Origin of the sequence: Vibrio sp. YQ_11, from assembly GCF_043103065.1 — a bacterium.
GTDB lineage: Bacteria > Pseudomonadota > Gammaproteobacteria > Enterobacterales > Vibrionaceae > Vibrio > Vibrio parahaemolyticus.
Map to the genome: position 1 here is coordinate 226,502 of NZ_JBICJM010000010.1, position 20,457 is coordinate 246,958.

The 20,457-nt window shown below is 44.9% G+C and carries 17 protein-coding genes; 9 read left to right on the plus strand and 8 right to left on the minus strand.

All coding sequences use genetic code 11. The annotated features are described in order from the left end of the window. Nucleotides 1-39: 39 nt before the first annotated feature. Nucleotides 40-2,058, plus strand: coding sequence for a bifunctional tRNA (5-methylaminomethyl-2-thiouridine)(34)-methyltransferase MnmD/FAD-dependent 5-carboxymethylaminomethyl-2-thiouridine(34) oxidoreductase MnmC (mnmC, locus tag ACF8EG_RS08195; RefSeq protein ID WP_069504735.1), 2,019 nt, complete (start codon nt 40-42; stop codon nt 2,056-2,058). A 103-nt stretch (nt 2,059-2,161) separates the two neighbouring features. On the opposite strand, the gene ACF8EG_RS08200 is transcribed toward mnmC, so the two are convergent. The 3 genes from ACF8EG_RS08200 to ACF8EG_RS08210 all read right to left on the minus strand — a co-directional run bounded on the left by ACF8EG_RS08200 (nt 2,162) and on the right by ACF8EG_RS08210 (nt 3,784). Then, nucleotides 2,162-2,686: an NADPH-dependent FMN reductase gene (locus ACF8EG_RS08200; protein ID WP_021486928.1), complete on the minus strand. Its 525-nt coding sequence runs from the start codon at nt 2,684-2,686 to the stop codon at nt 2,162-2,164. A 279-nt stretch (nt 2,687-2,965) separates the two neighbouring features. Further along, nucleotides 2,966-3,229: a YfcL family protein gene (locus tag ACF8EG_RS08205; RefSeq protein ID WP_005479532.1), complete on the minus strand. Its 264-nt coding sequence runs from the start codon at nt 3,227-3,229 to the stop codon at nt 2,966-2,968. Between the two features lie 24 nt (nt 3,230-3,253). Next, entirely contained in the window at nt 3,254-3,784 is a 531-nt protein-coding gene (locus tag ACF8EG_RS08210) for an elongation factor P hydroxylase (RefSeq protein WP_021449889.1), read from the minus strand. Between the two features lie 332 nt (nt 3,785-4,116). Between ACF8EG_RS08210 and ACF8EG_RS08215 the strand changes: the two genes are divergently transcribed. Further along, a complete protein-coding gene (locus ACF8EG_RS08215; protein ID WP_005457667.1) occupies nt 4,117-4,740 on the plus strand; it encodes a trimeric intracellular cation channel family protein in 624 nt (207 codons plus the stop codon). 68 nt (nt 4,741-4,808) lie between these two features. On the opposite strand, the gene aroC is transcribed toward ACF8EG_RS08215, so the two are convergent. Together aroC and prmB are read right to left on the minus strand one after the other, a co-directional pair. Next, the gene (gene aroC / locus ACF8EG_RS08220) at nt 4,809-5,894 is read right to left on the minus strand and encodes a chorismate synthase (protein WP_005479467.1); all 1,086 of its coding nucleotides are present in this window, start codon (nt 5,892-5,894) and stop codon (nt 4,809-4,811) included. Between the two features lie 176 nt (nt 5,895-6,070). Then, the gene (gene prmB / locus ACF8EG_RS08225) at nt 6,071-7,003 is read right to left on the minus strand and encodes a 50S ribosomal protein L3 N(5)-glutamine methyltransferase (RefSeq protein WP_005457652.1); all 933 of its coding nucleotides are present in this window, start codon (nt 7,001-7,003) and stop codon (nt 6,071-6,073) included. A gap of 62 nt (nt 7,004-7,065) precedes the next feature. Between prmB and smrB the strand changes: the two genes are divergently transcribed. Continuing rightward, nucleotides 7,066-7,596: an endonuclease SmrB gene (gene smrB / locus ACF8EG_RS08230; protein WP_005457721.1), complete on the plus strand. Its 531-nt coding sequence runs from the start codon at nt 7,066-7,068 to the stop codon at nt 7,594-7,596. A gap of 135 nt (nt 7,597-7,731) precedes the next feature. Here smrB and sixA read toward each other — a convergent pair whose 3' ends face one another. Then, nucleotides 7,732-8,196 (minus strand): phosphohistidine phosphatase SixA, encoded by a 465-nt coding sequence (gene sixA / locus ACF8EG_RS08235; protein ID WP_005457775.1) that lies wholly within the window; start codon nt 8,194-8,196, stop codon nt 7,732-7,734. Between the two features lie 375 nt (nt 8,197-8,571). On the opposite strand from sixA, the gene ACF8EG_RS08240 reads away from it, so the two are divergent. Together ACF8EG_RS08240 and ACF8EG_RS08245 are read left to right on the plus strand one after the other, a co-directional pair. Beyond that, entirely contained in the window at nt 8,572-11,349 is a 2,778-nt protein-coding gene (locus ACF8EG_RS08240) for an insulinase family protein (protein ID WP_025506901.1), read from the plus strand. A gap of 165 nt (nt 11,350-11,514) precedes the next feature. After that, nucleotides 11,515-11,769, plus strand: coding sequence for a hypothetical protein (locus ACF8EG_RS08245; protein WP_005457697.1), 255 nt, complete (start codon nt 11,515-11,517; stop codon nt 11,767-11,769). Nucleotides 11,770-11,833: 64 nt separating this feature from the next. Here the strand turns inward: ACF8EG_RS08245 and fadJ are convergent, their stop codons facing one another. Continuing rightward, on the minus strand, nt 11,834-13,945 hold the full coding sequence (fadJ, locus tag ACF8EG_RS08250; RefSeq protein WP_053319200.1) for a fatty acid oxidation complex subunit alpha FadJ: 2,112 nt from the start codon (nt 13,943-13,945) through the stop codon (nt 11,834-11,836). Then, the gene (gene fadI, locus ACF8EG_RS08255; protein ID WP_025631559.1) at nt 13,945-15,252 is read right to left on the minus strand and encodes an acetyl-CoA C-acyltransferase FadI; all 1,308 of its coding nucleotides are present in this window, start codon (nt 15,250-15,252) and stop codon (nt 13,945-13,947) included. The genes fadJ and fadI overlap by 1 nt, the downstream gene beginning before the upstream one ends. Before the next feature lie 716 nt (nt 15,253-15,968). Here fadI and ACF8EG_RS08260 point away from each other — a divergent pair. From ACF8EG_RS08260 to ACF8EG_RS08275, 4 genes are all read left to right on the plus strand, one after another. Then, nucleotides 15,969-16,544, plus strand: a complete 576-nt coding sequence (locus ACF8EG_RS08260) for a sigma-70 family RNA polymerase sigma factor (RefSeq protein WP_069504737.1) — start codon at nt 15,969-15,971, stop codon at nt 16,542-16,544. Further along, nucleotides 16,537-17,265 carry a DUF3379 domain-containing protein gene (locus tag ACF8EG_RS08265; protein WP_025631558.1) on the plus strand — a complete coding sequence of 243 codons (729 nt, stop codon included), beginning with the start codon at nt 16,537-16,539 and terminating at the stop codon, nt 17,263-17,265. The genes ACF8EG_RS08260 and ACF8EG_RS08265 overlap by 8 nt, the downstream gene beginning before the upstream one ends. Nucleotides 17,266-17,561: 296 nt before the next feature. Further along, the gene (locus ACF8EG_RS08270; protein WP_045545694.1) at nt 17,562-18,812 is read left to right on the plus strand and encodes an outer membrane protein transport protein; all 1,251 of its coding nucleotides are present in this window, start codon (nt 17,562-17,564) and stop codon (nt 18,810-18,812) included. A gap of 309 nt (nt 18,813-19,121) precedes the next feature. Beyond that, entirely contained in the window at nt 19,122-20,441 is a 1,320-nt protein-coding gene (locus tag ACF8EG_RS08275) for an outer membrane protein transport protein (RefSeq protein ID WP_045545693.1), read from the plus strand. The last annotated feature ends 16 nt before the right edge of the window (nt 20,442-20,457 follow it).

Consider the following 20,457-nt stretch of genomic DNA (forward strand, 5'->3'; position numbering starts at 1 on the left):
CCCCATTCTTACCGCGCCAAATCACAAATTTGCACCATTATGACTTCAATTAAAAATGCTGAACTTGGTTGGAACGAAGCTGGCACGCCGGTTTCTGACCAATTTGATGATGTTTACTTTTCTAACGTAAACGGTCTTGAAGAGACACGCTACGTTTTCCTCAAACAAAATCATCTCCCAGAAAGATGGCAGGAATTTGACCAAAGACGCTTTGTTATTGGTGAAACCGGATTTGGCACGGGACTGAACTTTCTTGCTGTATGGCAATGGTTTAATGAATTTCGTCGCAACCACCCAGATGCAGCGCTAAAAGAGCTACACTTCATTAGTTTTGAAAAATACCCGCTAAGCCTAGCGGATTTAAAAAAAGCACATGAAGCGTGGCCGGAGTTGGCTGAGTATGCAGAAAAGCTGCAAAAGCACTACCCTGCTGCCGTACCTGAGTGTCACCGCATTGTGCTTGAAGATGGCGCAATTACACTCGACCTTTGGTTTGGCGACATCAAAGACTGCATGCCGCAAGTCCCATACAACGAACAAGGTTTGATTGACGCTTGGTTTTTAGATGGATTCGCGCCAAGTAAAAACCCAGAAATGTGGAACCAAAATCTGTTCAACAACATGGCTAAGTTAGCCAAGCAAGACTGTACAGTTGCCACTTTTACCGCGGCGGGCTTTGTGCGTCGAGGATTGAACGAAGCTGGCTTTGCAATGAAAAAAGTCAAAGGCTTTGGCACCAAGCGTGAAATGATCGCAGGTTCGATGGAACAACGCGAAAAGCAATCGAACCATCTTGCGTGGTTCAATCGCACGGCCTCCAGCAATCTTGATTCGATTGCCATAATCGGAGGCGGTATTGCCAGCGCGGCGTTAGCGAAAACGTTGGTTCGTCGTGGCCAAAACGTCACGCTTTACTGCAAAGACACTCAACCAGCCGAAGGGGCTTCTGGCAACCGTCAAGGTGCCGTTTATCCTCTGCTTAATGGCCCGCATACAGGTGTATCTCGTGTGTTTGCGCCAGCATTTTTGTTCGCACGTCAATTTGTCGAGCAAGCCGCGCAAGAAATCGATTTTGACCATGATTGGTGTGGTGTAACTCAATTGATGTGGGATGACAAATCCACAGACAAACTAGAGAAAATGCTGGAGGGAAACTTCACTCCAGAGCTCATTCGTAAATTGTCTGCGGAAGAAACGGCGGAAACAATCGGCTTACCCATCGATATGGCATCGGTTCATTACCCAATGGGTGGTTGGTTGTGCCCTGCGGAATTAACTCGCGGGCTGATTACTCAACTAGAAAAAACCGAACTTTTTGAAGCGAAGTTCGAGCATCAAGTCGAGTCACTAACTTGGGACGAAGCGCGTCAGCTTTGGACATTAAAGGCGAACGGCCAGAACTTTGAACATTCAACCGTTGTAGTTGCTAACGGCAACGAGTTCCAAACACTAAGCCAAACTGAAGCCTTGCCGATGGGGCAAGTAAAAGGACAAGTGAGTCACGCGCCAGCAACGAAAACCCTATCTAAACTCAAAACTGTACTGTGTTACGACGGTTACATGACGCCTGTTAACCCAAATAACCAACACCTTTGCATTGGTGCCAGTTACGATCGCAGTCATTTAGACTATGAGTTTGATGAAAACGCACAACGAGATAACGTAGAAAAGTTGGTCAAATGCATTCCAAATCAGGAATGGACCAAAGAAGTGGATACATCGGGCAATTTATCACGCCAAGGTATTCGTTGCGTGAGTCGAGACCATCTGCCATTTGTTGGGAACGTGGGTGATTTCGACACAATCAAAACGCAATATGCAGATTTGCAAAATCAACCAGAAGAAGAGGTTGAAGCGATTCACCAGTTCCCTAACCTTTTCTGCTTCTTAGGTTTAGGCTCTCGAGGTCTAAGCTCTGCCCCTCTGTTGGCAGAAGTGTTGGCCTCGCAAATCTGTGGGGACCCGCTGCCACTCCCTGTCGATGTGCTGGCAGAACTTCACCCAAGCCGTATGTGGGTACGCAAATTACGCAAAGGCAAAGCGATTACCGAGCTTTAAATTGGCACCAAGCAGACAACTACATAGATATTAAGTAGATAACGAATAAGAGATTCCCAAGCCCGCGAAATCACGCGTCGGGAATCTCTTTTTTAATGACGTATTACTTGAGCAATGCGACGGCTTGTTTCACTTGCTCTGCAATTTCTTGATTTACAATCTCACCCGACTCCAAGTCAAAGTTCTCGTAAAAACTTGGTACCGAAACCGACGCTTTAACGTCCGCTCCAAAAAATGGCGCTGAACCCGTTGCCGCCGCTAGCACGCTTTGCGCGCCACCAGGGCCCGGTGACGTCGCAAGGTAAACTACCGGTTTATTTTGGAACACATTGCGCTCGATACGCGTTGCCCAATCAAACAAGTTTTTGTAAGCCGCAGCGTAAGAACCGTTGTGCTCTGCAAATGATACAACGATGGCATCAGCTTGCTCTAGCTCGCGTAAAAAAGCGATTGCGCCTTCCGCTTGGCCGATTTCTTTCTCTTTGTCTTCACTAAACATTGGAACGTTGTAGTTGTTTAAATCCAACACGCTCACTTGTGCGCCTTCTACTTGTTGAGCTGCGTAAGTAGCAAGCGTTTTGTTGATTGAGGTTGAGCTAGTAGAAGCACCGAATGCGACAATTTTCATGGTTATATTCCTTTGTTCACGTTTTATGCTTTGCAGAGTAAAAGTTAAACAGGCTGGCAACAACCACAAAAATCTTATGGAGAGATTCGAATATTTCGAAGGAGTTGATTTCAACTAAAAGGCGGGATAACGATAGAAAAGATATGCTCAGAAATAGCCAAGAAGCACGCCTAGAATAAGGTGACGTTTGATATAACCCGTTGAAAAAAATAGTCACAACAAGGTTAACAGGCTTTCATTCAGCTACACTGAGCACTCATTTACTGCAATTCGTAGATATTATGCTTGTGATTGCAGTTCTTGCCATAGATCACTAACAATCACGCGATCCGCAGGCGTCAGTTCTGCACGTGCTTCTTCTAGGCTGTTCGCGATACGAGATTTTAGCTCTTCAACATCGTTGATGCCGTCTTCTTCACAAGATGCGGCAGACAGAGAGATGTGACCACGTAGATAACCACCAGCAAACAGTTCATCATCAGATGCGTTTTCAATACGAGCATCAATCAGTTCTAGTAGTTTTTCTTCAAATTCAATAATCATGGAGTTTCTCTGAGGTTATTTGGGTTACTTAACGCTAAAATCAGACGCTTCCAGCTGCTTAGTTTGGTAAAACGCACGTAAGGCGTCCGAAAGCATTTTCACTCGCGGTGGCAAACCTGCTTCCAAAATACCTAATACTTCTTTATGCACTTTTTGCATAAAGCCAAGCCTATCTGGTTCAAAATCGCCGTGTAGATTGTCACAACTGACCGTAAAAGGGAAGCCAGCACTCGTGGCAAGAATCCATTCGTAAGCTTGAGGGCGAATTTCTACTTTTTCGAACTCAGCTTGTACGGCTTCAGTGCGTCCATCCGGCTCATACCAGTAGCCAAAATCTTCCATTAGACGACGTTCAGGACCAGCGACACACCAGTGCGCGATTTCGTGCAGAGCAGAAGCGTAAAAACCTCGAGCAAAAATAATACGATGGTGAGGATGCTCATCATCAGCTGGCAGATAAATAGGCTCATCACCACCAAGCTCTAGCGTGGTGTTGAATTGCTCAAGAAAAGTGTCATTGAAAATGGTGATTAGATCTTGGTATTCGTGGGTCATCGTCGAGTCTGTACTTCAAATTGACATGCGCTGCGCATTGTCGCTGTTTTTGCAAATAAGGTAAAGGCATCCCACAGTTTTGGTTATTAGTTGAATTTATCTGAACCGACCTTTCTCAATACAATTTCTCATTCGTCAGCGTACTCATTTACTAATACACTCTCGCCTTATTTTGGTGCCACTCAAATTGCTGTTTTTCAAGCAGTTTGATTATGAGCATGTTGCTGGTTTTAATCACTTTTTAAGACTGATTAAGCCGTTTGTAAGTGTTGTTACTGCCCTAACCATTTTGTAATGGATAAACGGTAACTTTTTACTTTGAGTGTTCCCCTATGTTGCTAAGTGTGTTGTATATCATTGGTATCACGGCTGAAGCCATGACAGGTGCGTTAAGCGCTGGTAGAAGAAAAATGGACTGGTTTGGCGTTATGTTGGTAGCGAGTGCGACAGCCATTGGCGGCGGCACAGTGCGTGACATTTTATTGGGCCACTACCCTCTTGGTTGGGTCAAGAATCCTGAATTTCTGGCTATCACCTGTGTTGCTGGCGTACTAACGACTGGCCTCGCGAAATGGGTGATCAAACTAAAAGGCTTGTTCATTCGTCTTGATGCACTGGGTTTGATTGTATTTAGCATCATCGGTACCAAGATTGCGATGGGCATGGGCTTGCACCCAGGCATCTGTATGGTGTCTGCATTGGTGACTGGCGTATTTGGTGGCTTACTTCGAGATTTGATCTGTCGCCAAACTCCGTTGGTACTGCATGAGGAGCTATACGCTTCTATCGCGTTGATTGCATCCGGCCTTTACCTTGCGTTACTGGAATTCAGCGTGCCAGACGTAACAGCAACCATTGTTACCCTTGTTGTGGGTTACGTACTTCGTATGGCAGCGGTTCGATTTAAGTGGCGTTTGCCTTCTTTCCAGTTAGAAACAGAAAGCTCGCTCCACTAAGTTAAGAAAAAGAACAAAAAAGAAAAGGTTGCTCCATGAGCAACCTTTTTTGTATTTGGAGTACCAAACTAAATCTTTGGTGTTTCTGTCGTTACGCCGTGGTTTTGCCCACGATGACGCAGTAAGTGATCCATCACAACAATCGCCAGCATGGCTTCAGCAATAGGCACAGCACGAATTCCGACACATGGGTCGTGACGACCTTTCGTGATGAGCTGAGTGGGTTCACCTTCTTTAGTGATCGTGTCACCCGGAACCGTAATGCTTGATGTTGGCTTAAGTGCAATATTCGCAACGATGTCTTGACCAGTCGAGATGCCACCAAGGATACCACCAGCATGGTTGCTACCAAAACCTTGCGGAGAAAGTGGGTCACGGTGCTGACTGCCTTTTTGGTTTACGACATCAAAACCATCACCAATTTCAACACCCTTCACCGCGTTGATGCTCATTAGCGCGTGCGCAATGTCTGCATCCAAGCGGTCAAACACTGGTTCACCAAGGCCAACAGGTACGTTGGTTGCAACAACCTGAATTTTCGCACCAATTGAATCGCCTTCTTTTTTTAGGTCGCGGATCAGTTGATCAAACGCTTCCACTTTGTCTGCATCTGGGCAGAAGAATGCGTTGTTTTCAATTTCGTCCCAGTCGACTTTATCAATAGAAACATCGCCCATTTGTGACAAGTAAGCGCGGATTTCTACGCCAAATTCATCTTTCAGATATTTCTTCGCGATTGCACCTGCAGCCACACGCATCGCAGTTTCACGGGCTGACGAACGGCCGCCGCCTCGATAGTCACGAATGCCATATTTTTGGTGGTAAGTGTAATCAGCATGTCCCGGGCGGAACTTATCTTTGATGTCTGAGTAATCTTTTGAACGTTGATCGGTATTTTCGATCAACAGGCCGATTGAAGTGCCTGTGGTTTTGCCTTCAAACACGCCAGAAAGAATTTTAACTTCGTCCGGTTCACGACGCTGTGTGGTGTAACGTGATGTGCCAGGACGACGACGGTCGAGATCCGTTTGCAGATCTGCTTCTGTAATTTCTAATCCCGGAGGACATCCGTCTACGATACATCCCAGTGCGATACCGTGACTTTCTCCGAATGTTGTCACTCGAAAATGTTGTCCGATACTGTTTCCTGCCATTACTTCCTCAAGTTATTGTCGCCACGCTCTCTGATTGAGCGCAACTGCTTTCCAATTCTTCGTGGATTCATAGTGGCTTTATTACGTTTTGATGTAAAGAGTTAATATCGATGAGTTATGCATAAAAAAACACCGAGCATCAGGCTCGGTGTTTTGAGGTTTTTGGGAAAGACGGATTAGTCTTTGTACAGTTTGAACTCTTCTGCACAATCAACCAGTTGCGCACGAGTTAGCATAAATACGCCGTGGCCACCGTTTTCAAATTCAATCCAAGTGAATGGAATTTGTGGGTACTGGTCCATCATATGGATCATTGAGTTGCCCACTTCACAGATCAAGATACCGTCATCAGTTAGGTAGTCTGGCGCGTTCGCAAGAATACGGCGAACCAATTTCAGGCCATCGGTACCCGCAGCCAAACCTAGCTCAGGTTCATGCGTGAACTCTTGTGGCAGGCTGTTCATGTCTTCTTCATCCACATAAGGTGGGTTAGACACGATGAGGTTGTATTTTTCTTTTGGCAGATCGCGGAACAGATCCGAACGGATTGGGAACACTTGTTGTTCCATGCCGTGATCTTGAATGTTTTGTTCTGCAACTTGAAGCGCGTCCGCTGAGATATCAATCGCGTCAACTTCTGCTTCAGGGAATGCGTGCGCACATGCAATCGCAATACAACCACTGCCCGTACATAGATCCATGATTCGAGTTGGCTCTTCCACCAGCCAAGGTTGGAATTCCGCTTGAATCAATTCACCAATTGGAGAACGTGGCACAAGAACACGCTCATCAACGAAGAACTCAAGACCACAGAACCACGCTTTGTTTGTTAAGTAAGCCGTTGGCGTACGCTCGTTAATGCGTTTTACTACTCGCTCAACAATGCGTAGACGCTCACTTGTAGTTAGGCGAGAGTTCAATACATGCGGAGGCACATCGATCGGCAAGTATAAAGTTGGCAGGATAAGCTGAACGGCTTCATCCCACGCGTTATCAGTACCATGACCGTAAAACAGGTTCGCTGCATTAAAGCGGCTAACCGTCCAACGAATCATATCTTGAAGGGTATGCAGTTCCGATACCGCCTCTTCTACAAAAATCTTATCCAAAATTGCCTCCGAAAAGCGCTACAATACTGCCAATAAAGTTTATTAATGAAATTGTTTACCTAATGAGCAAAAAAGACACCGAACATGATGACGATTTCGCCTTGTTTAAGGAAGCAGTACAGGGCGTAAAAAAGTTGCGACAGGATACCATAATCCAGCAACCAAAAAAAAATACTAAGCAAAAAGAAATCAAACGCTCAAACCGAGAAGCGAGTGATTCTGAGTTTTACTTTTCCGATGAGTTTGTGCCTCGATTAAACGAAGAAGGCCCAACTCGCTATGCTCGTGATGATGTTTCTACTTATGAAGTGAAACGTCTGCGTCGCGGTGTCTACGTGCCTGACGTTTTCCTCGATATGCACGGCATGACACAACAAGAAGCTAAACGCGAACTTGGTGCCATGATCGCCTATTGCGTAAAAAACGAAATTCACTGTGCGTGTGTTCAACACGGTATTGGTAAACACATTCTGAAGCAAAAAGCCCCACTTTGGCTGGCTCAGCACCCTGATGTGATGGCCTTCCACCAAGCACCGTTAGAATTTGGCGGTGACGGCGCGCTGCTGGTTTTGCTCTCTATTCCAGAGAAGTAACACATACACTCTAAGAATAAGAAAGGCAGGATATTCCTGCCTTTTGTTTATCTATATCTAATTTTTAAATGCTTATTTTAGATGTCTGTCTATTTAAGAGATCGATTTATCTTTAAATAACGATGACTTAGACGCTTAAGGCGTAATATGCCAAAGCACCTCACCACGCTGTGTTTGTGGTTCGTATTCGATGCACACTAAACCAGAGGTTGGGAACATTGGAGGCGTCATCTCTTTCACAAACTCAGACGTCAAATAACCAACTAACGGTAAATGAGAAACAAACAATAGAGACTCTAGTTTCTCGACTTCAATGAGCGCGTTCGCAAAATCAAATACGCAATCCGATTGACCGTATGGTGTGATGTCGTCACTGGTCTCGATGCTTTTTGTCGAGAAAAACGTACTGATTTCTTGCCAGGTTTGCTGAGCACGGATGTACGGGCTCACCAACACTTTGTCAAATTGAGCAAAACCTTGCTCAGCACAAGCTCGTGCAACAGCCTCTGACTCGGTTCTGCCTCTTTGGGTCAGTTCTCTTGCTGCGTCTGAATCTGCGAAATGCTCAGCTTCGCCATGACGCATGATGAATATTTTCATGTTATTTCCTAGGGATAGCTAACGCTACCAAAAGGTTGACTGCTATCTTTATAGATAACCGGGGCTAATTTTAATAATGACGAAACAAAAATACTGATATAATTATCTGTTCATTATACCAATTCGCTTGCTAAAGATAGCGACTTTCTTAACAATCTATTAAAAAGAATATACTCAGTTCATCACATTCTACGATGAAGTCATGAACTCAGTGCATTCCTTCAAACAGCTCTACCCCATACGCAAAAGCGATGGGCCCAATGCAGTACTCTTACGAATAACAAAAATGCGGCAAGCAGTATTTGTCGAACGCAACATTTGCGCTACCCCCTTTGGGGTTCATAATTAATGTAATGCGAAATCTGGAGACGCATCGTGCACCTAAGTCCAAACGATTCAAACCAATACCGCTACCTTACTTTGAGTAATGGCTTGCGCGTATTGCTGATTCATTCTGATACAGCTCAACAGTCGGCAGCCGCCCTAGCTGTGAACGTTGGACACTTCGACGACCCAGTTGATCGTCAAGGTCTGGCTCACTATCTAGAACACATGCTTTTTTTGGGTACGGAAAAATACCCTAAAGTGGGCGAGTTTCAAAGTTATATTAGCCAACATGGTGGAACGAATAACGCGTGGACAGGAACGGAGCACACCTGCTTCTTTTTTGATGTCACTCCAAGTGCATTTGAAAACGCACTGGATCGCTTTAGCCAATTCTTTACCGCGCCACTGTTTAACGAAGAAGCATTAGATAAAGAGCGCCAAGCGGTCGACTCTGAGTACAAGCTGAAATTGAATGACGACTCGCGTCGCTTGTATCAAGTCAACAAAGAAGTCATCAATCCAGAACATCCATTTTCAAAATTCTCTGTCGGCAATTTAGATACGCTTGGCGACCGAGATGGTCAGTCTATTCGTGATGAAATTGTCGAGTTTCATCATTCTCAATATTCAGCCGATCTTATGACGCTGACGTTGTTTGGGCCTCAATCTCTTGATGAGCAGCAAGCTTGGGTAGAAGCCATGTTCGCTGACATCCCTAATCATCAATTAAGTGGTAAATCGATTAACGTACCGATTGGGACTGAAGACAGCACCGGAATTTTGGTTCAAATTGAGCCCATCAAAGAGTTTCGCAAACTCATTCTCACCTTCCCTATGCCGGGAATGGATAAACACTACGGCGTGAAGCCTCTCTCTTATTTCGCTCATTTGTTAGGTTACGAAGGCGAAGGGAGCTTGATGCTGCAACTGAAAAGCAAAGGCTGGATCACTTCCCTATCAGCCGGCGGCGGGGCAAGTGGCAGCAACTATCGTGATTTTACGGTCAGTTGTACACTCACACCAGAAGGGTTAGACCACGTAGATGACATCATTCAAGCTGTCTTCCAATATCTAACCATGATCAAACAAGACGGAATGAATGAGTGGCGCTACCTAGAGAAGCAAGCAGTATTGGAGTCTGCATTCCGCTTTCAAGAACCTTCACGCCCTCTCGATTTAGTTAGCCATTTAGTCATCAATATGCAGCATTATCAGCCGCACGATATTATCTATGGCGACTACAAAATGTCGGGCTATGATGAAGATCTGCAACGTTCTCTGCTGCAATATTTATCTGTCGACAATGTCCGCGTTACGCTGATCGCCAAAGGACTTGAGTACAATCGCACTGCGGAGTGGTATTTCACCCCCTACTCCGTCACTACATTCAGTAGCGAGCAAAAACGCTTCTTCCAACAAATTGATCCGCGTTGGCAGTTTGTTCTGCCAGAGAAGAACCCGTACATTTGTTACGACCTCGACCCAATGCCCTTTGAAAACGGGGGCTCACTACCGGAGTTGATTGAAGATCTCGAAGGTTTTCGCCTGTGGCATTTGCAAGATGATGAGTTCCGAGTGCCGAAAGGCGTAGTGTACGTTGCGATCGACAGTTCTCACGCGGTCGCGTCGCCTAAGAATATTGTGAAAACACGTCTTTGTGTCGAAATGTTTTTGGACTCACTAGCCAAAGAAACCTACCAAGCTGAAATCGCGGGCATGGGCTACAACATGTATGCGCACCAAGGTGGTGTAACTTTGACGTTGTCGGGCTTCAGCCAAAAACTGCCACAACTGCTTGAGATGATTTTACGCCGTTTCGCCGCGAGAGAGTTTAACCCAACTCGGTTTGAAACCATCAAACAACAATTATTACGTAATTGGCGAAATTCATCTCAAGATCGCCCAATTTCTCAACTGTTCAACGCATTAACAGGTTTGTTGCAGCCCAACAATCCTCCTTTCGCGACGCTTGCAGAAGCGCTGGAAGAGATTGAAGTCGATGAACTGTCGACATTCGTCGAGTCGATTTTGGCGGAACTCCACGTAGAAATGTTCGTTTATGGCGACTGGCAACGTCAACAAGCGCATGATATGGCAACAACCTTGAAAGATGCCTTGCGCGTAAAAGAACAGCGCTACGAAGAAGCACTGCGTCCGTTAATCATGCTCGGTCAAAATGGCAGTTTTCAGCGCGAAGTGCATTGTAATCAACAAGACTCTGCTGTGGTAATTTACCACCAGTGTGAAGACATCGAGCCGCGCAGCATCGCTCTTTATTCTTTGGCCAATCACCTCATGTCGGCAACCTTCTTTCATGAGATTCGCACCAAGCAGCAACTCGGCTACATGGTCGGCACTGGTAACATGCCACTGAACCGTCATCCGGGGATTGTGCTTTATGTGCAATCACCAAACGCAGCTCCTGCGGAATTGGTCACCTCTATCGACGAATTTTTAAATGCATTTTACATGGTGCTTTTGGAGCTCAACGACTACCAATGGCACAGCAGTAAGCGTGGCCTTTGGAACCAAATCGCAACCCCAGACACGACTTTACGTGGACGAGCGCAACGCTTGTGGGTAGCAATAGGCAACAAAGATACCGAGTTTAATCAACGCGAAAAAGTACTAGCCGAGCTCAAAAAGCTAACAAGAGCAGACATGATTCGCTTTGTCGTTAACGAACTGAAACCGAGAACAGCAAACCGGTTGGTCATGCACTCGCAAGGCCAAGCACATGTCGATGCTCCTCGAATTCACTTAGGGCAAGAAATTGGCTCTATCGAAGAATTTCAGTTACGACCAAAAGATTGTGGTCTGGGCTAAGACCATCACCGTAATGGATAAAATGGGCGGAAGTCGAGCTGTAAAATATGTGAGAAACCCATCAATTTACTAATACGACTTGGATAGTCTTAACAGAAAATTGAAATTACACGATTGCCGCTTATGCTCTAATTACCGCACAAAAAACATGTAGATGAGGCACTCATGAAGAAACTATTACTACTTGCTGCAGTATTATTACCATTCGCATCCGCTCATGCAGAAATCACAGTAAAAGGTGACGATTTTGAGTTGAGCAAAGATTGTGTTCGCCTAAGCGGTGACAATATTTCCGTCAAATCCGACGATTGCTCTTCTAAAAACTGGGATGATAAAGACAAAAAAGGAAACGCTAGCGTGCATGGCGATGACAACCCAGGTAAAGGGCATAACAAAGATAAAAAAGACAAGAAGAAATAAACACTTCTGTTCGAAAAAAGGCTTGCGCGATGCAAGCCTTTTTAATGTTCAGCGTTTCAAGCACTTAGTAGAAGGTACGACCTTCACCCGCTCTAGTCAGCAGTCCGTCGCATGGCGCATAACGATCGCCATATTTCGATGCAAATTCGTTCATTTTCTCAACCAGTTCTTTCAAACCGAATTGATCCATATAACGGAACGGCCCGCCAAGGAATGGAGGGAAGCCAATACCAAAAATCGCACCAATATCGCCATCGCGCGGAGAGCGAATAATACCGCCGTCCAAGCATCGTACTGCTTCATTAAGCATTGGCAGTACACAGCGCAACGCAATATCGTTATCGCTGAGCTTCGATTCTGGCGTCAGTTTGAGTAGCTTGTAGATGGATTTATCGACTTCTTTCTTCTTACCTTTGTAAGTGTAGAAACCTTTCCCGCTCTTACGTCCTTTGCGACCGTCATTCAATAAGATATCGAATACATCAGGACCTTTGAATCGCTCGCCCAACTCATTGACCAGAATCGGCATGATCTTCGCGCCAATATCAACACCAACTTCATCAAGTAACGTGATTGGTCCAACAGGGAAGCCGAAATCCAACAACGCACCATCTAACTTCTCAATCGGCTCATTTGCCAGCAAGATATGCGCAGCTTCATTCATGTAAGGCGCAAGAATGCGGTTTACGTAAAAGCCAGCTTTGTCCTTAACAACGATTGGGGTTTTGCCCTGCTTCTTAGCCAATGCGACAACTGTCGAAATGATTTCATCAGACGTTGTTTCATGCGGAATCACTTCCACCAGCGGCATTTTTTCTACTGGGCTAAAGTAATGTAAACCGACGATGTTTTCTGGTCGCTCTGCCTTTTCTGCAATCTTGTGGATTGGTAACGAAGACGTGTTCGTAGCAAAAATAGTTTCAGATTTTGCGTTTGCTTCAATGTCCGCAACCATCTGTTGTTTTAGATCCAAGTCTTCGAAAACCGCTTCGATCACAACATCAATGTGGTTGTAACTTGTAAAGTCTACGCCACCTGACAGTTGCAACATCTTTGCCTGTAAATCGGCTTTCGACAGGATGCGACGTTTACGCTGCTTCTCAAACAACTTGTAGTTGTAGTTAAGCGCATTCAACACACCGTCATTGCTCACATCTTTGATTCGAACAGGCACTTTTGCTTTTGCAACCGTTACATGGCTGATCCCAGCGCCCATTAAGCCGCCACCAAGAACACCCACTTTTTTCACCGCTGCTGGCTGTGCATCCGTGCCGTGTTCCTTCTTCATTTCAGTTGTCGCGAAGAAGATAGAGCGCAATGCTTTCGATTCGGAGCTCATCACAAGCTCACCAAATCGTTTCGCTTCTAGCTCTTGCCCTTGTGCAAAGCCTTTTTCCAGACCGTGTTGAATCACTTCAAGAATCGCGACCGTTGCTGGATAGTTGCCACGGGTCTTCTGGTTGGTTTTCTTCGCAGCTTGTTCGAAAACAAGCTTACGACCTAACCCACTGCCCGACATCAACTTCTCTTTCGTCGATTGCTTTTTCTTGCCCTTGTTCTTGCCTTTGTCGATAAACTGTTTTGCTACGTCGAGCAAAATTGTGTCTGGGACACACGCGTCCACAACGCCCAGTTTTTTGGCTTTCTTCGCGCGAAGCTGTTTACCGGTCAGGATCAAGTCCAATGACGGTAACAGGCCAATCAAACGTGGCAAACGCTGAGTACCGCCAGAACCCGGTAATAGACCGAGTTGAACTTCTGGTAAGCCTAAGCGTGTCTTATCAGAATCCGTACAAACACGGTAATCACATGCAAGCGCAAGCTCTAAACCGCCACCCAAACATGGGCCGTGAATAGCCGCCACCACAGGGTAAGGTAAGTCAGACAGTTGTTGGAACAACTCTTGACCTTGTTTTGCCAATGCTTGTGCTTCATTCGCTGTGGTACATGCCTCCAACATACGAACATCGGCACCTGCCACAAAATTATCCGGTTTTAAGGAGTGAATGATCATCCCTTTGATGCCACTGGAGTCTTTTAGCTGAGCAAAAATTTCTTTCATTTCGTCAGCAAAAGCCGCCTGTAGCGTGTTCATCTTTTCATTCGGTACGTCGATCGCTAACCATGCAATATTCTGCTCATCAACGTTAAGACTAAATGCTTTTTGCTCGCTCATTACTCAACCTCCAGAATCATTGCTGCGCCAAGACCACCCGCAGCACAAGCGGTATTCAATGCAATACCACCACCACGACGTTTCAGTTCACGTAGAGTTTGCGTCATCATACGCGCACCCGTCGCCGCGAATGGATGACCGTAAGCAATTGAGCCACCGAGCACGTTGAATTTATCCATGTCGATTTCACCGATCGCTTTCGAACGACCTAGGTTTTCTTGAGCAAACTTATCTGAGGCAAACATTTTCACGTTTGCCAATGCTTGAGCAGCAAACGCTTCATGCATATCGATCAGCGTCAGATCCGACAGTTCCAAGCCTGTGTTTTCGAGCACTTTCGCAGTCGCGTAGGTCGGTCCCATCAGCATGTCTTTTTCCACACCAATCGCTGAGAATGCGTAGCCACGGATGTAGCCAAGAATTTCCATGCCCAACTCTTTCGCTTTACCTTCGCGCATCAGCATCACTGCCGCGCCGCCATCAGTCAGCGGCGTACTGTTTGCTGCGGTAACACTGCCGTACTGGCGGTCAAATGCAGGACGTAACTTTTCATAGCCCTCTAACGTCGAGTCGTGACGAACGTTGTTGTCTTCAGAAATCCACTTTTTGTAAGGTTCAGGGAAAGCGGTCATCACCTCACCTTGGATTTTGCCTTCTTTCCAAGCTTGGGATGCCAATGTATGAGAGCGATGAGCTAGCGCATCTTGTTCTGCGCGTGAGATACCGTGCGTCTTCGCCATTTGCTCTGCCGTTTGTCCCATCGACAAACCCGTCGAGTATTCCGCGACGGCTGGCGGAACAGGCATGAGATCTTTAAAACTCAGACTCTTGAGAATATTGAGCTTTTGCCCCAATGTTTTGGTTTTGCTTAGAGCCAACAGGTTAGCAGCAAGTTTTTTGGACACACCGATAGGAAGAACAGAAGATGAATCCGCACCACCAGCGATACCAATTTCAATGGTGCCAGCCATGATGCTCTCTGCTACGTTTACCGCCGCTTGGAAGCTCGTCGCACACGCACGCGTCACGCTGTAAGCGTCGGTATGGATGTTCATCCCCGTGCCCAATACGATTTCTCGTGCGATGTTTGGTGCTTCAGGCATTTGAACCACTTGTCCAAACACCACTTGTTCAATTAATTTCGGATCAATATCTGTTCGAGCAAGCATTTCGCTTACTACCATTTTCCCTAAATCGACCGCTGGCACTTGGCTAAATTCCGTGCTTTGACGAGCAAAGGGAGTTCGAAGCCCCGCGACAATAGCAACACGCTCACCATTGCGTGTTTTTACTTCCTGCTTGCCCATTGTTTCTCCTTAAATACAAGAGGTCTGACCTGATGCATTGTAATCAATTTGTTAAATTTATCAAACGTGCGTTTAAATAAACGTGAAGCAAGTAGATCAATTGCTCTAGTTCGTTGATTATATTGAATAACTATAGAAGCTAAAAACGGCAGAAAGTGTGTGGCAGGTAAAATTGAAGCAAAAAAAAACCACACATAACTGTGTGGTCGGAATATCTATAAAACAATTAACTTACGCCAATTGAAAATTAATCAGTTTCCTGATTAGGAGAAAGTAAAGTCAGCCTTCAAAAGGAAGTGTCATCTTGCTCAACATGTTAGTCACAAGGACTAACGAGATGACAAGATGTACTATAACCCCTTCACTGCTTGAGATTTTGAAATAGATCAATTTTATGGTGATTTTACGATCTTTGAACGCATCTAAATGCCTCCTCTATTCAAGTCCATTCACAAGCTTGCTACTCAAAATACGCATCAGATACATAAATCCAATGCATTTAACCAAGTTATTGATAACTAAATGATGATATTGTTAACAAGCAAAACTGCATCACTAGAGATAATATCGGTTATTTGTGTATACACTTTTATATACCGACTTAGCTTGTAACGAATGGATTTATCACTAGATACTGGCTTAGATTGGCTTAGCAATAAGTGATGGATTAGAAGTAAAGTCATGCTCAAAACGTATAAGAAATACACAGAGCGAGGATGGAGGCTCCTGTGGCCATATTAAAAATGTTTGGAAAGAAAAATTCCAACAGTCCGGTCAACTCTGATATGGACAAACAAAGAAAATATGAAGCGCTCGTCCGGGGCTATCACCGCGATTTGTACCGTTATGCATACTGGCTGTGTAAGGACAAAGCAATTGCGGAAGATTTAGTGCAAGAGACCTGCTTACGTGCATGGAAGTCTCTCGATAGTCTTCAAGATGAAAAAGCTGCGAAATCTTGGCTTATTACTATATTAAGGCGAGAAAACGCGCGTCGCTTCGAACGCAAACAATTTGATTTAGTTGATATCGATGACTACGGCAACGATGCTAAGGTCAGCGACGATCCTCATCATCAACAAGAATGGCTTCAAGCACAGATCATGAAGTTGGATGTGGAATATCGTGAACCTCTGTTTCTTCAGGTTATTGGCGGTTTCAGTGGAGAAGAAATCGGCGACATTCTTGATTTAAATAAGAACACAGTCATGACTCGACTTTTCCGAGCTCGAAATCAACTTAAAGAGATGTTGGATTCTCAAGATACTAAGAGAGGACAAAAAAATGGATGATTTAGAATTTCGTCGTCGTATTTTGTCGGATCCAAAACAGAAGGATGAAGAGATTCTGCAAGCGTTGGCCGCTAGCGATGCCAACAGTAAGTTTGTTGATGACGTTTTGGATCTCGACGCGAAAATTAAGCAGGCCATGAATGTGGATGTGCCAGAGGATCTTGCTGATAAAATCTTGTTTAGCCAAACCTCTAGCGCGCTTGACGAAAAAGTCGTCAAACCCAACTTTGTCCGCAAAGCCATGGCGCTTGCAGCTTCTGTTGCCTTTACCGCAGGTTTACTGGTGGGGCAAATCAACTGGGGCAACATTCTGGTGCCACCTGCGCAAGCCAGTCTCGCAGATACGGCTATTAAACATGTCATTCATGAAGAGGCATTTGTACGCCATTTAGATGAAAACGTGCCGAGTTCCCAGATCAATGCGAAGATGTCGCCATTTCATTATCAGTTTAGTGACAACTTCCCGTACCACGTTTACTACCTAAACCACTGTGGATTTGGTGAAGCTAATGCTTTACACATGGTTTTTCAGGGTGTAAAGGGCAAAGTAACGCTCTTTATTACGGGAATTTCTAGCCAACAAACGGCAGATTTTGAAAAAGATGGTATGACAGGTATCGTCCAACCCGTTGGTTCAACCAGCATGATTTTAGTCGGCGAACAAGGTGAAGACATTGACGCTATCGTCACTAAACTTGCGCCTATGCTAAAACCAATGTAACAACTTCACCAACTTTAGCTTAGAAACATTGAAATGCCGTCAAACGCTCTCATTTGGCGGCATTTTTGTATTAATCGCTCACAAAACATTCACCACGTCGATTGCATTTAGAGCTTAAACTCTAAATTATGCAATTTAAGTGCAATTTCCCGTCTTTTAGACATCATTTCCGCAATTTTTATTCAATTTTATCTAATGGTCGGATTTGTCTAGCCCACTCTTGATACTACTATCTGCGCCACTGAGCAAAAGCTCAATTTATCGTCCAGAGAGACGAATCTAATAAGGAAAAACAAATGACTCAGAATACGCGTCTGTTTAAAAAGACTCTCCTAGCAGTAACGGTAGCTTTTGCCTCAGGTCAATCGATGGCAGCAGGTTTCCAAATTAACGCTCAATCAGCAACTGGCATTGGCCGTGCATTTGCTGGTGATGCAGTCATCGCTGATAACGCGTCAGTAATGGCTCGTAACCCAGCGGCTATGGCTCTGTTTGATAAAATGGAGCTGTCACTTGGTTTTGAAAGTATCACTTCAATAATTGAAGTAAAAGATGCTACTTACCGAATTAACAACAACGAAATCCCTGTGGCCAACACTGATGATGTTGGTGACACTTCTATTGCGCCAAATATTCACCTTATTGTACCAGTTAATGACAAATTTGCCTGGGGTGTAAACGCATACTCAAACTTCGGTACTAAAACTGAATTTTCAGATAGCTATGTAGCAACTGAATATGGCGGTCTTACTGACGTTAAGAGCGCAAACTTTGGTCTAGCAGGCTCTTACCGTCTCAATGAGCAATGGAGCTTTGGTGCTGGTCTAGACTTAATCTACGGTCAAGGTACGATGAAACGTACTGCTAGCGCAAACCTTCCTCTAGTTGGTGGTGCTAAACTTCTTGATGTAGATAAAGCAGACGGTTGGGCTGTAGGCTTTAATGTGGGTACTGTGTATGAGTTAGACGAAAACAACCGTTTTGGTTTATCTTACCGATACAGTCCTGAGTTTGAAGCGAAAGATGACAAAGGTCAGAAGATCACATTGCCTCTACCAGATATGGCTGAGTTCTCTGGCTACCATAAAATTACCGATACCAAGTTCGCAGTTCACTACTCTATCCAATACATCGGCTGGAGTGACTTCGATAAAATCGACTTCGACAACTTGAACCAAGGCTTGCTTGGCCCTACTTATTCGAAAGATTACCAATGGCAAGATGGTTGGCACTACGCTATCGGCGGTACTTACTACATGAACTCAGACTGGACTCTACGTGCTGGTTACATGTACGACACTAGTGCTCAAGACAACCTAACATCGATTTCAGTTCCTGACTCAGATCGCCAATGGTTCTCAGCAGGTTTCACATACCATATCGATACTAAATCTAATGTTGATTTCGGCTTCACTTACTTAATGGGTGATGACGTAAAAGTAAACGAAGAAACGCCAATTGCGCCACCTCTACTAACAACTGGTGTGAGTGCGACAACGCACGCAGACGCTATCCTGTTTGGCTTACAATACAGCCGTAGCTTCTAAGAAAATTCCTTATATTTAATGTAAGTAAACTCTATATAAAAGGCTGGATTTCCAGCCTTTTTTCTTATCTAACACTTATCGTCCGCTCAATTTGAGTGAACACGTGTATCTAAAAATCACAATTAGACCTCACAGGTGTTCGCTGAGTTTTTTTCATTCCACTATCATGGTTAGATTATAAAACCATAAACAAACAACAAATTAGAACAAAATACTAAATACATTCATGTTCCGGATTTTCATTTCTAAAGTAATAACTCTACCTTTAGACTTTTGCCCCACGTTATAATTAATTCAGCGAACATTAGAATGAAAACCAACAAGACTTTCCTATCAACAGCAGTAGCACTTAGCCTACTTGGCACTTCAGGCATGGCAAATGCAGCAGGCTTCCAATTAGCTGAATATTCTGCAACAGGTCTAGGTCGTGCTTACGCTGGTGAAGCAGCAATGGCTGACAACGCAAGTTCTCAATGGCGTAACCCAGCAATGCTTACTTACCTAGAGGGCACTCAAGTGTCTGTTGGTGCCATCTATGTAAATCCAAACATTGATATCAATGGTCAAACCACACTTAAGCATCCAGTAAATCAGAGTGTAATTAACTCCTCTTCAACCTCTTCAGATGACTTCGCACATGATGCGATCATTCCAAACTTCTACCTATCACACCAATACAACGAACAATTCGCAATCGGCCTAGCGTTCGGTACGAACTACGGTATGGAAACGGATCTAGGCAAAGGCTTTGCCGCCTCTCATTTTGGTAACGAAGCAAGCGTAACCACAATGGAAGCAAACCTAAACGCAGCATACAAAATTAATGATGCGGTAAGTATTGGTGGTGGTATTCGTTACATCATCGGTGAAGGAAGTTTTGGCGCTACGGCTCCTAAAGTAAACGTATTACAAAAACCTCAAGGTACGACTCTTAAGTACATGGAAGGTGACGATACGGCTTGGGGCTGGCAATTGGGTACAGCGTGGCAGATCAATGAAAACAACCGCATCGGTTTCACGTACAAATCTGAGGTTGAGCTGAAGCTTGAAGGTCATGCTGAGGGCCTTGGTTTTGGCTTCGGTACTCCTAAGCTTCCACAGCTACGTGACAATGGCTACATGTACCTAAACCTACCAGCAACGGCTGAACTAGCGAGCTTCCACCAAGTAACGGATCAACTTGCGCTACACGCAAGTTTCAACTGGACTGACTGGAGCTCTTTCGAGAAGCTAGAAGCTCACCTAGAAACCGCTGGTACACACATGGTGAAAGTGGAAAACTGGGAAGATAACTACCGCTTTGCTGTTGGTGCGACTTACCAACTTCAACCTAAGGTAGCCCTACGTACTGGTATTGCATACGATACGTCTGCTGTAAGTGATAAGAACCGCACGATCACTATTCCAGAAACAGACCGTACTTGGTTAAGCATCGGTGCAACTTATGACTGGACGAAAGACTTCAGCCTAGACGCTGGCTTCACTTACATTATCGCGAAAGACGCACCAATCGTTGAGTCTCGTGGCTACAAGTCAGACGATTCAGCTGAAGTAGTTGGCGGTCAATTCGTTGGTGAAACAACGGGTAACGTTTGGCTAATCGGTGTTCAAGCGAACTACCGTTTCTAATTACTCGTTAAAAATC

What these genes read in the sequence shown, in the direction of transcription:
- mnmC (WP_069504735.1), top strand. Translation starts at nt 40, where the DNA reads ATGACTTCAATTAAAAATGCTGAACTTGGTTGGAACGAAGCTGGCACG.
- ACF8EG_RS08200 (WP_021486928.1), bottom strand. Translation starts at nt 2,686, where the DNA reads ATGAAAATTGTCGCATTCGGTGCTTCTACTAGCTCAACCTCAATCAAC.
- ACF8EG_RS08205 (WP_005479532.1), bottom strand. Translation starts at nt 3,229, where the DNA reads ATGATTATTGAATTTGAAGAAAAACTACTAGAACTGATTGATGCTCGT.
- ACF8EG_RS08210 (WP_021449889.1), bottom strand. Translation starts at nt 3,784, where the DNA reads ATGACCCACGAATACCAAGATCTAATCACCATTTTCAATGACACTTTT.
- ACF8EG_RS08215 (WP_005457667.1), top strand. Translation starts at nt 4,117, where the DNA reads ATGTTGCTAAGTGTGTTGTATATCATTGGTATCACGGCTGAAGCCATG.
- aroC (WP_005479467.1), bottom strand. Translation starts at nt 5,894, where the DNA reads ATGGCAGGAAACAGTATCGGACAACATTTTCGAGTGACAACATTCGGA.
- smrB (WP_005457721.1), top strand. Translation starts at nt 7,066, where the DNA reads ATGAGCAAAAAAGACACCGAACATGATGACGATTTCGCCTTGTTTAAG.
- sixA (WP_005457775.1), bottom strand. Translation starts at nt 8,196, where the DNA reads ATGAAAATATTCATCATGCGTCATGGCGAAGCTGAGCATTTCGCAGAT.
- ACF8EG_RS08245 (WP_005457697.1), top strand. Translation starts at nt 11,515, where the DNA reads ATGAAGAAACTATTACTACTTGCTGCAGTATTATTACCATTCGCATCC.
- fadJ (WP_053319200.1), bottom strand. Translation starts at nt 13,945, where the DNA reads ATGAGCGAGCAAAAAGCATTTAGTCTTAACGTTGATGAGCAGAATATT.
- fadI (WP_025631559.1), bottom strand. Translation starts at nt 15,252, where the DNA reads ATGGGCAAGCAGGAAGTAAAAACACGCAATGGTGAGCGTGTTGCTATT.
- ACF8EG_RS08260 (WP_069504737.1), top strand. Translation starts at nt 15,969, where the DNA reads ATGGAGGCTCCTGTGGCCATATTAAAAATGTTTGGAAAGAAAAATTCC.
- ACF8EG_RS08265 (WP_025631558.1), top strand. Translation starts at nt 16,537, where the DNA reads ATGGATGATTTAGAATTTCGTCGTCGTATTTTGTCGGATCCAAAACAG.
- ACF8EG_RS08270 (WP_045545694.1), top strand. Translation starts at nt 17,562, where the DNA reads ATGACTCAGAATACGCGTCTGTTTAAAAAGACTCTCCTAGCAGTAACG.
- ACF8EG_RS08275 (WP_045545693.1), top strand. Translation starts at nt 19,122, where the DNA reads ATGAAAACCAACAAGACTTTCCTATCAACAGCAGTAGCACTTAGCCTA.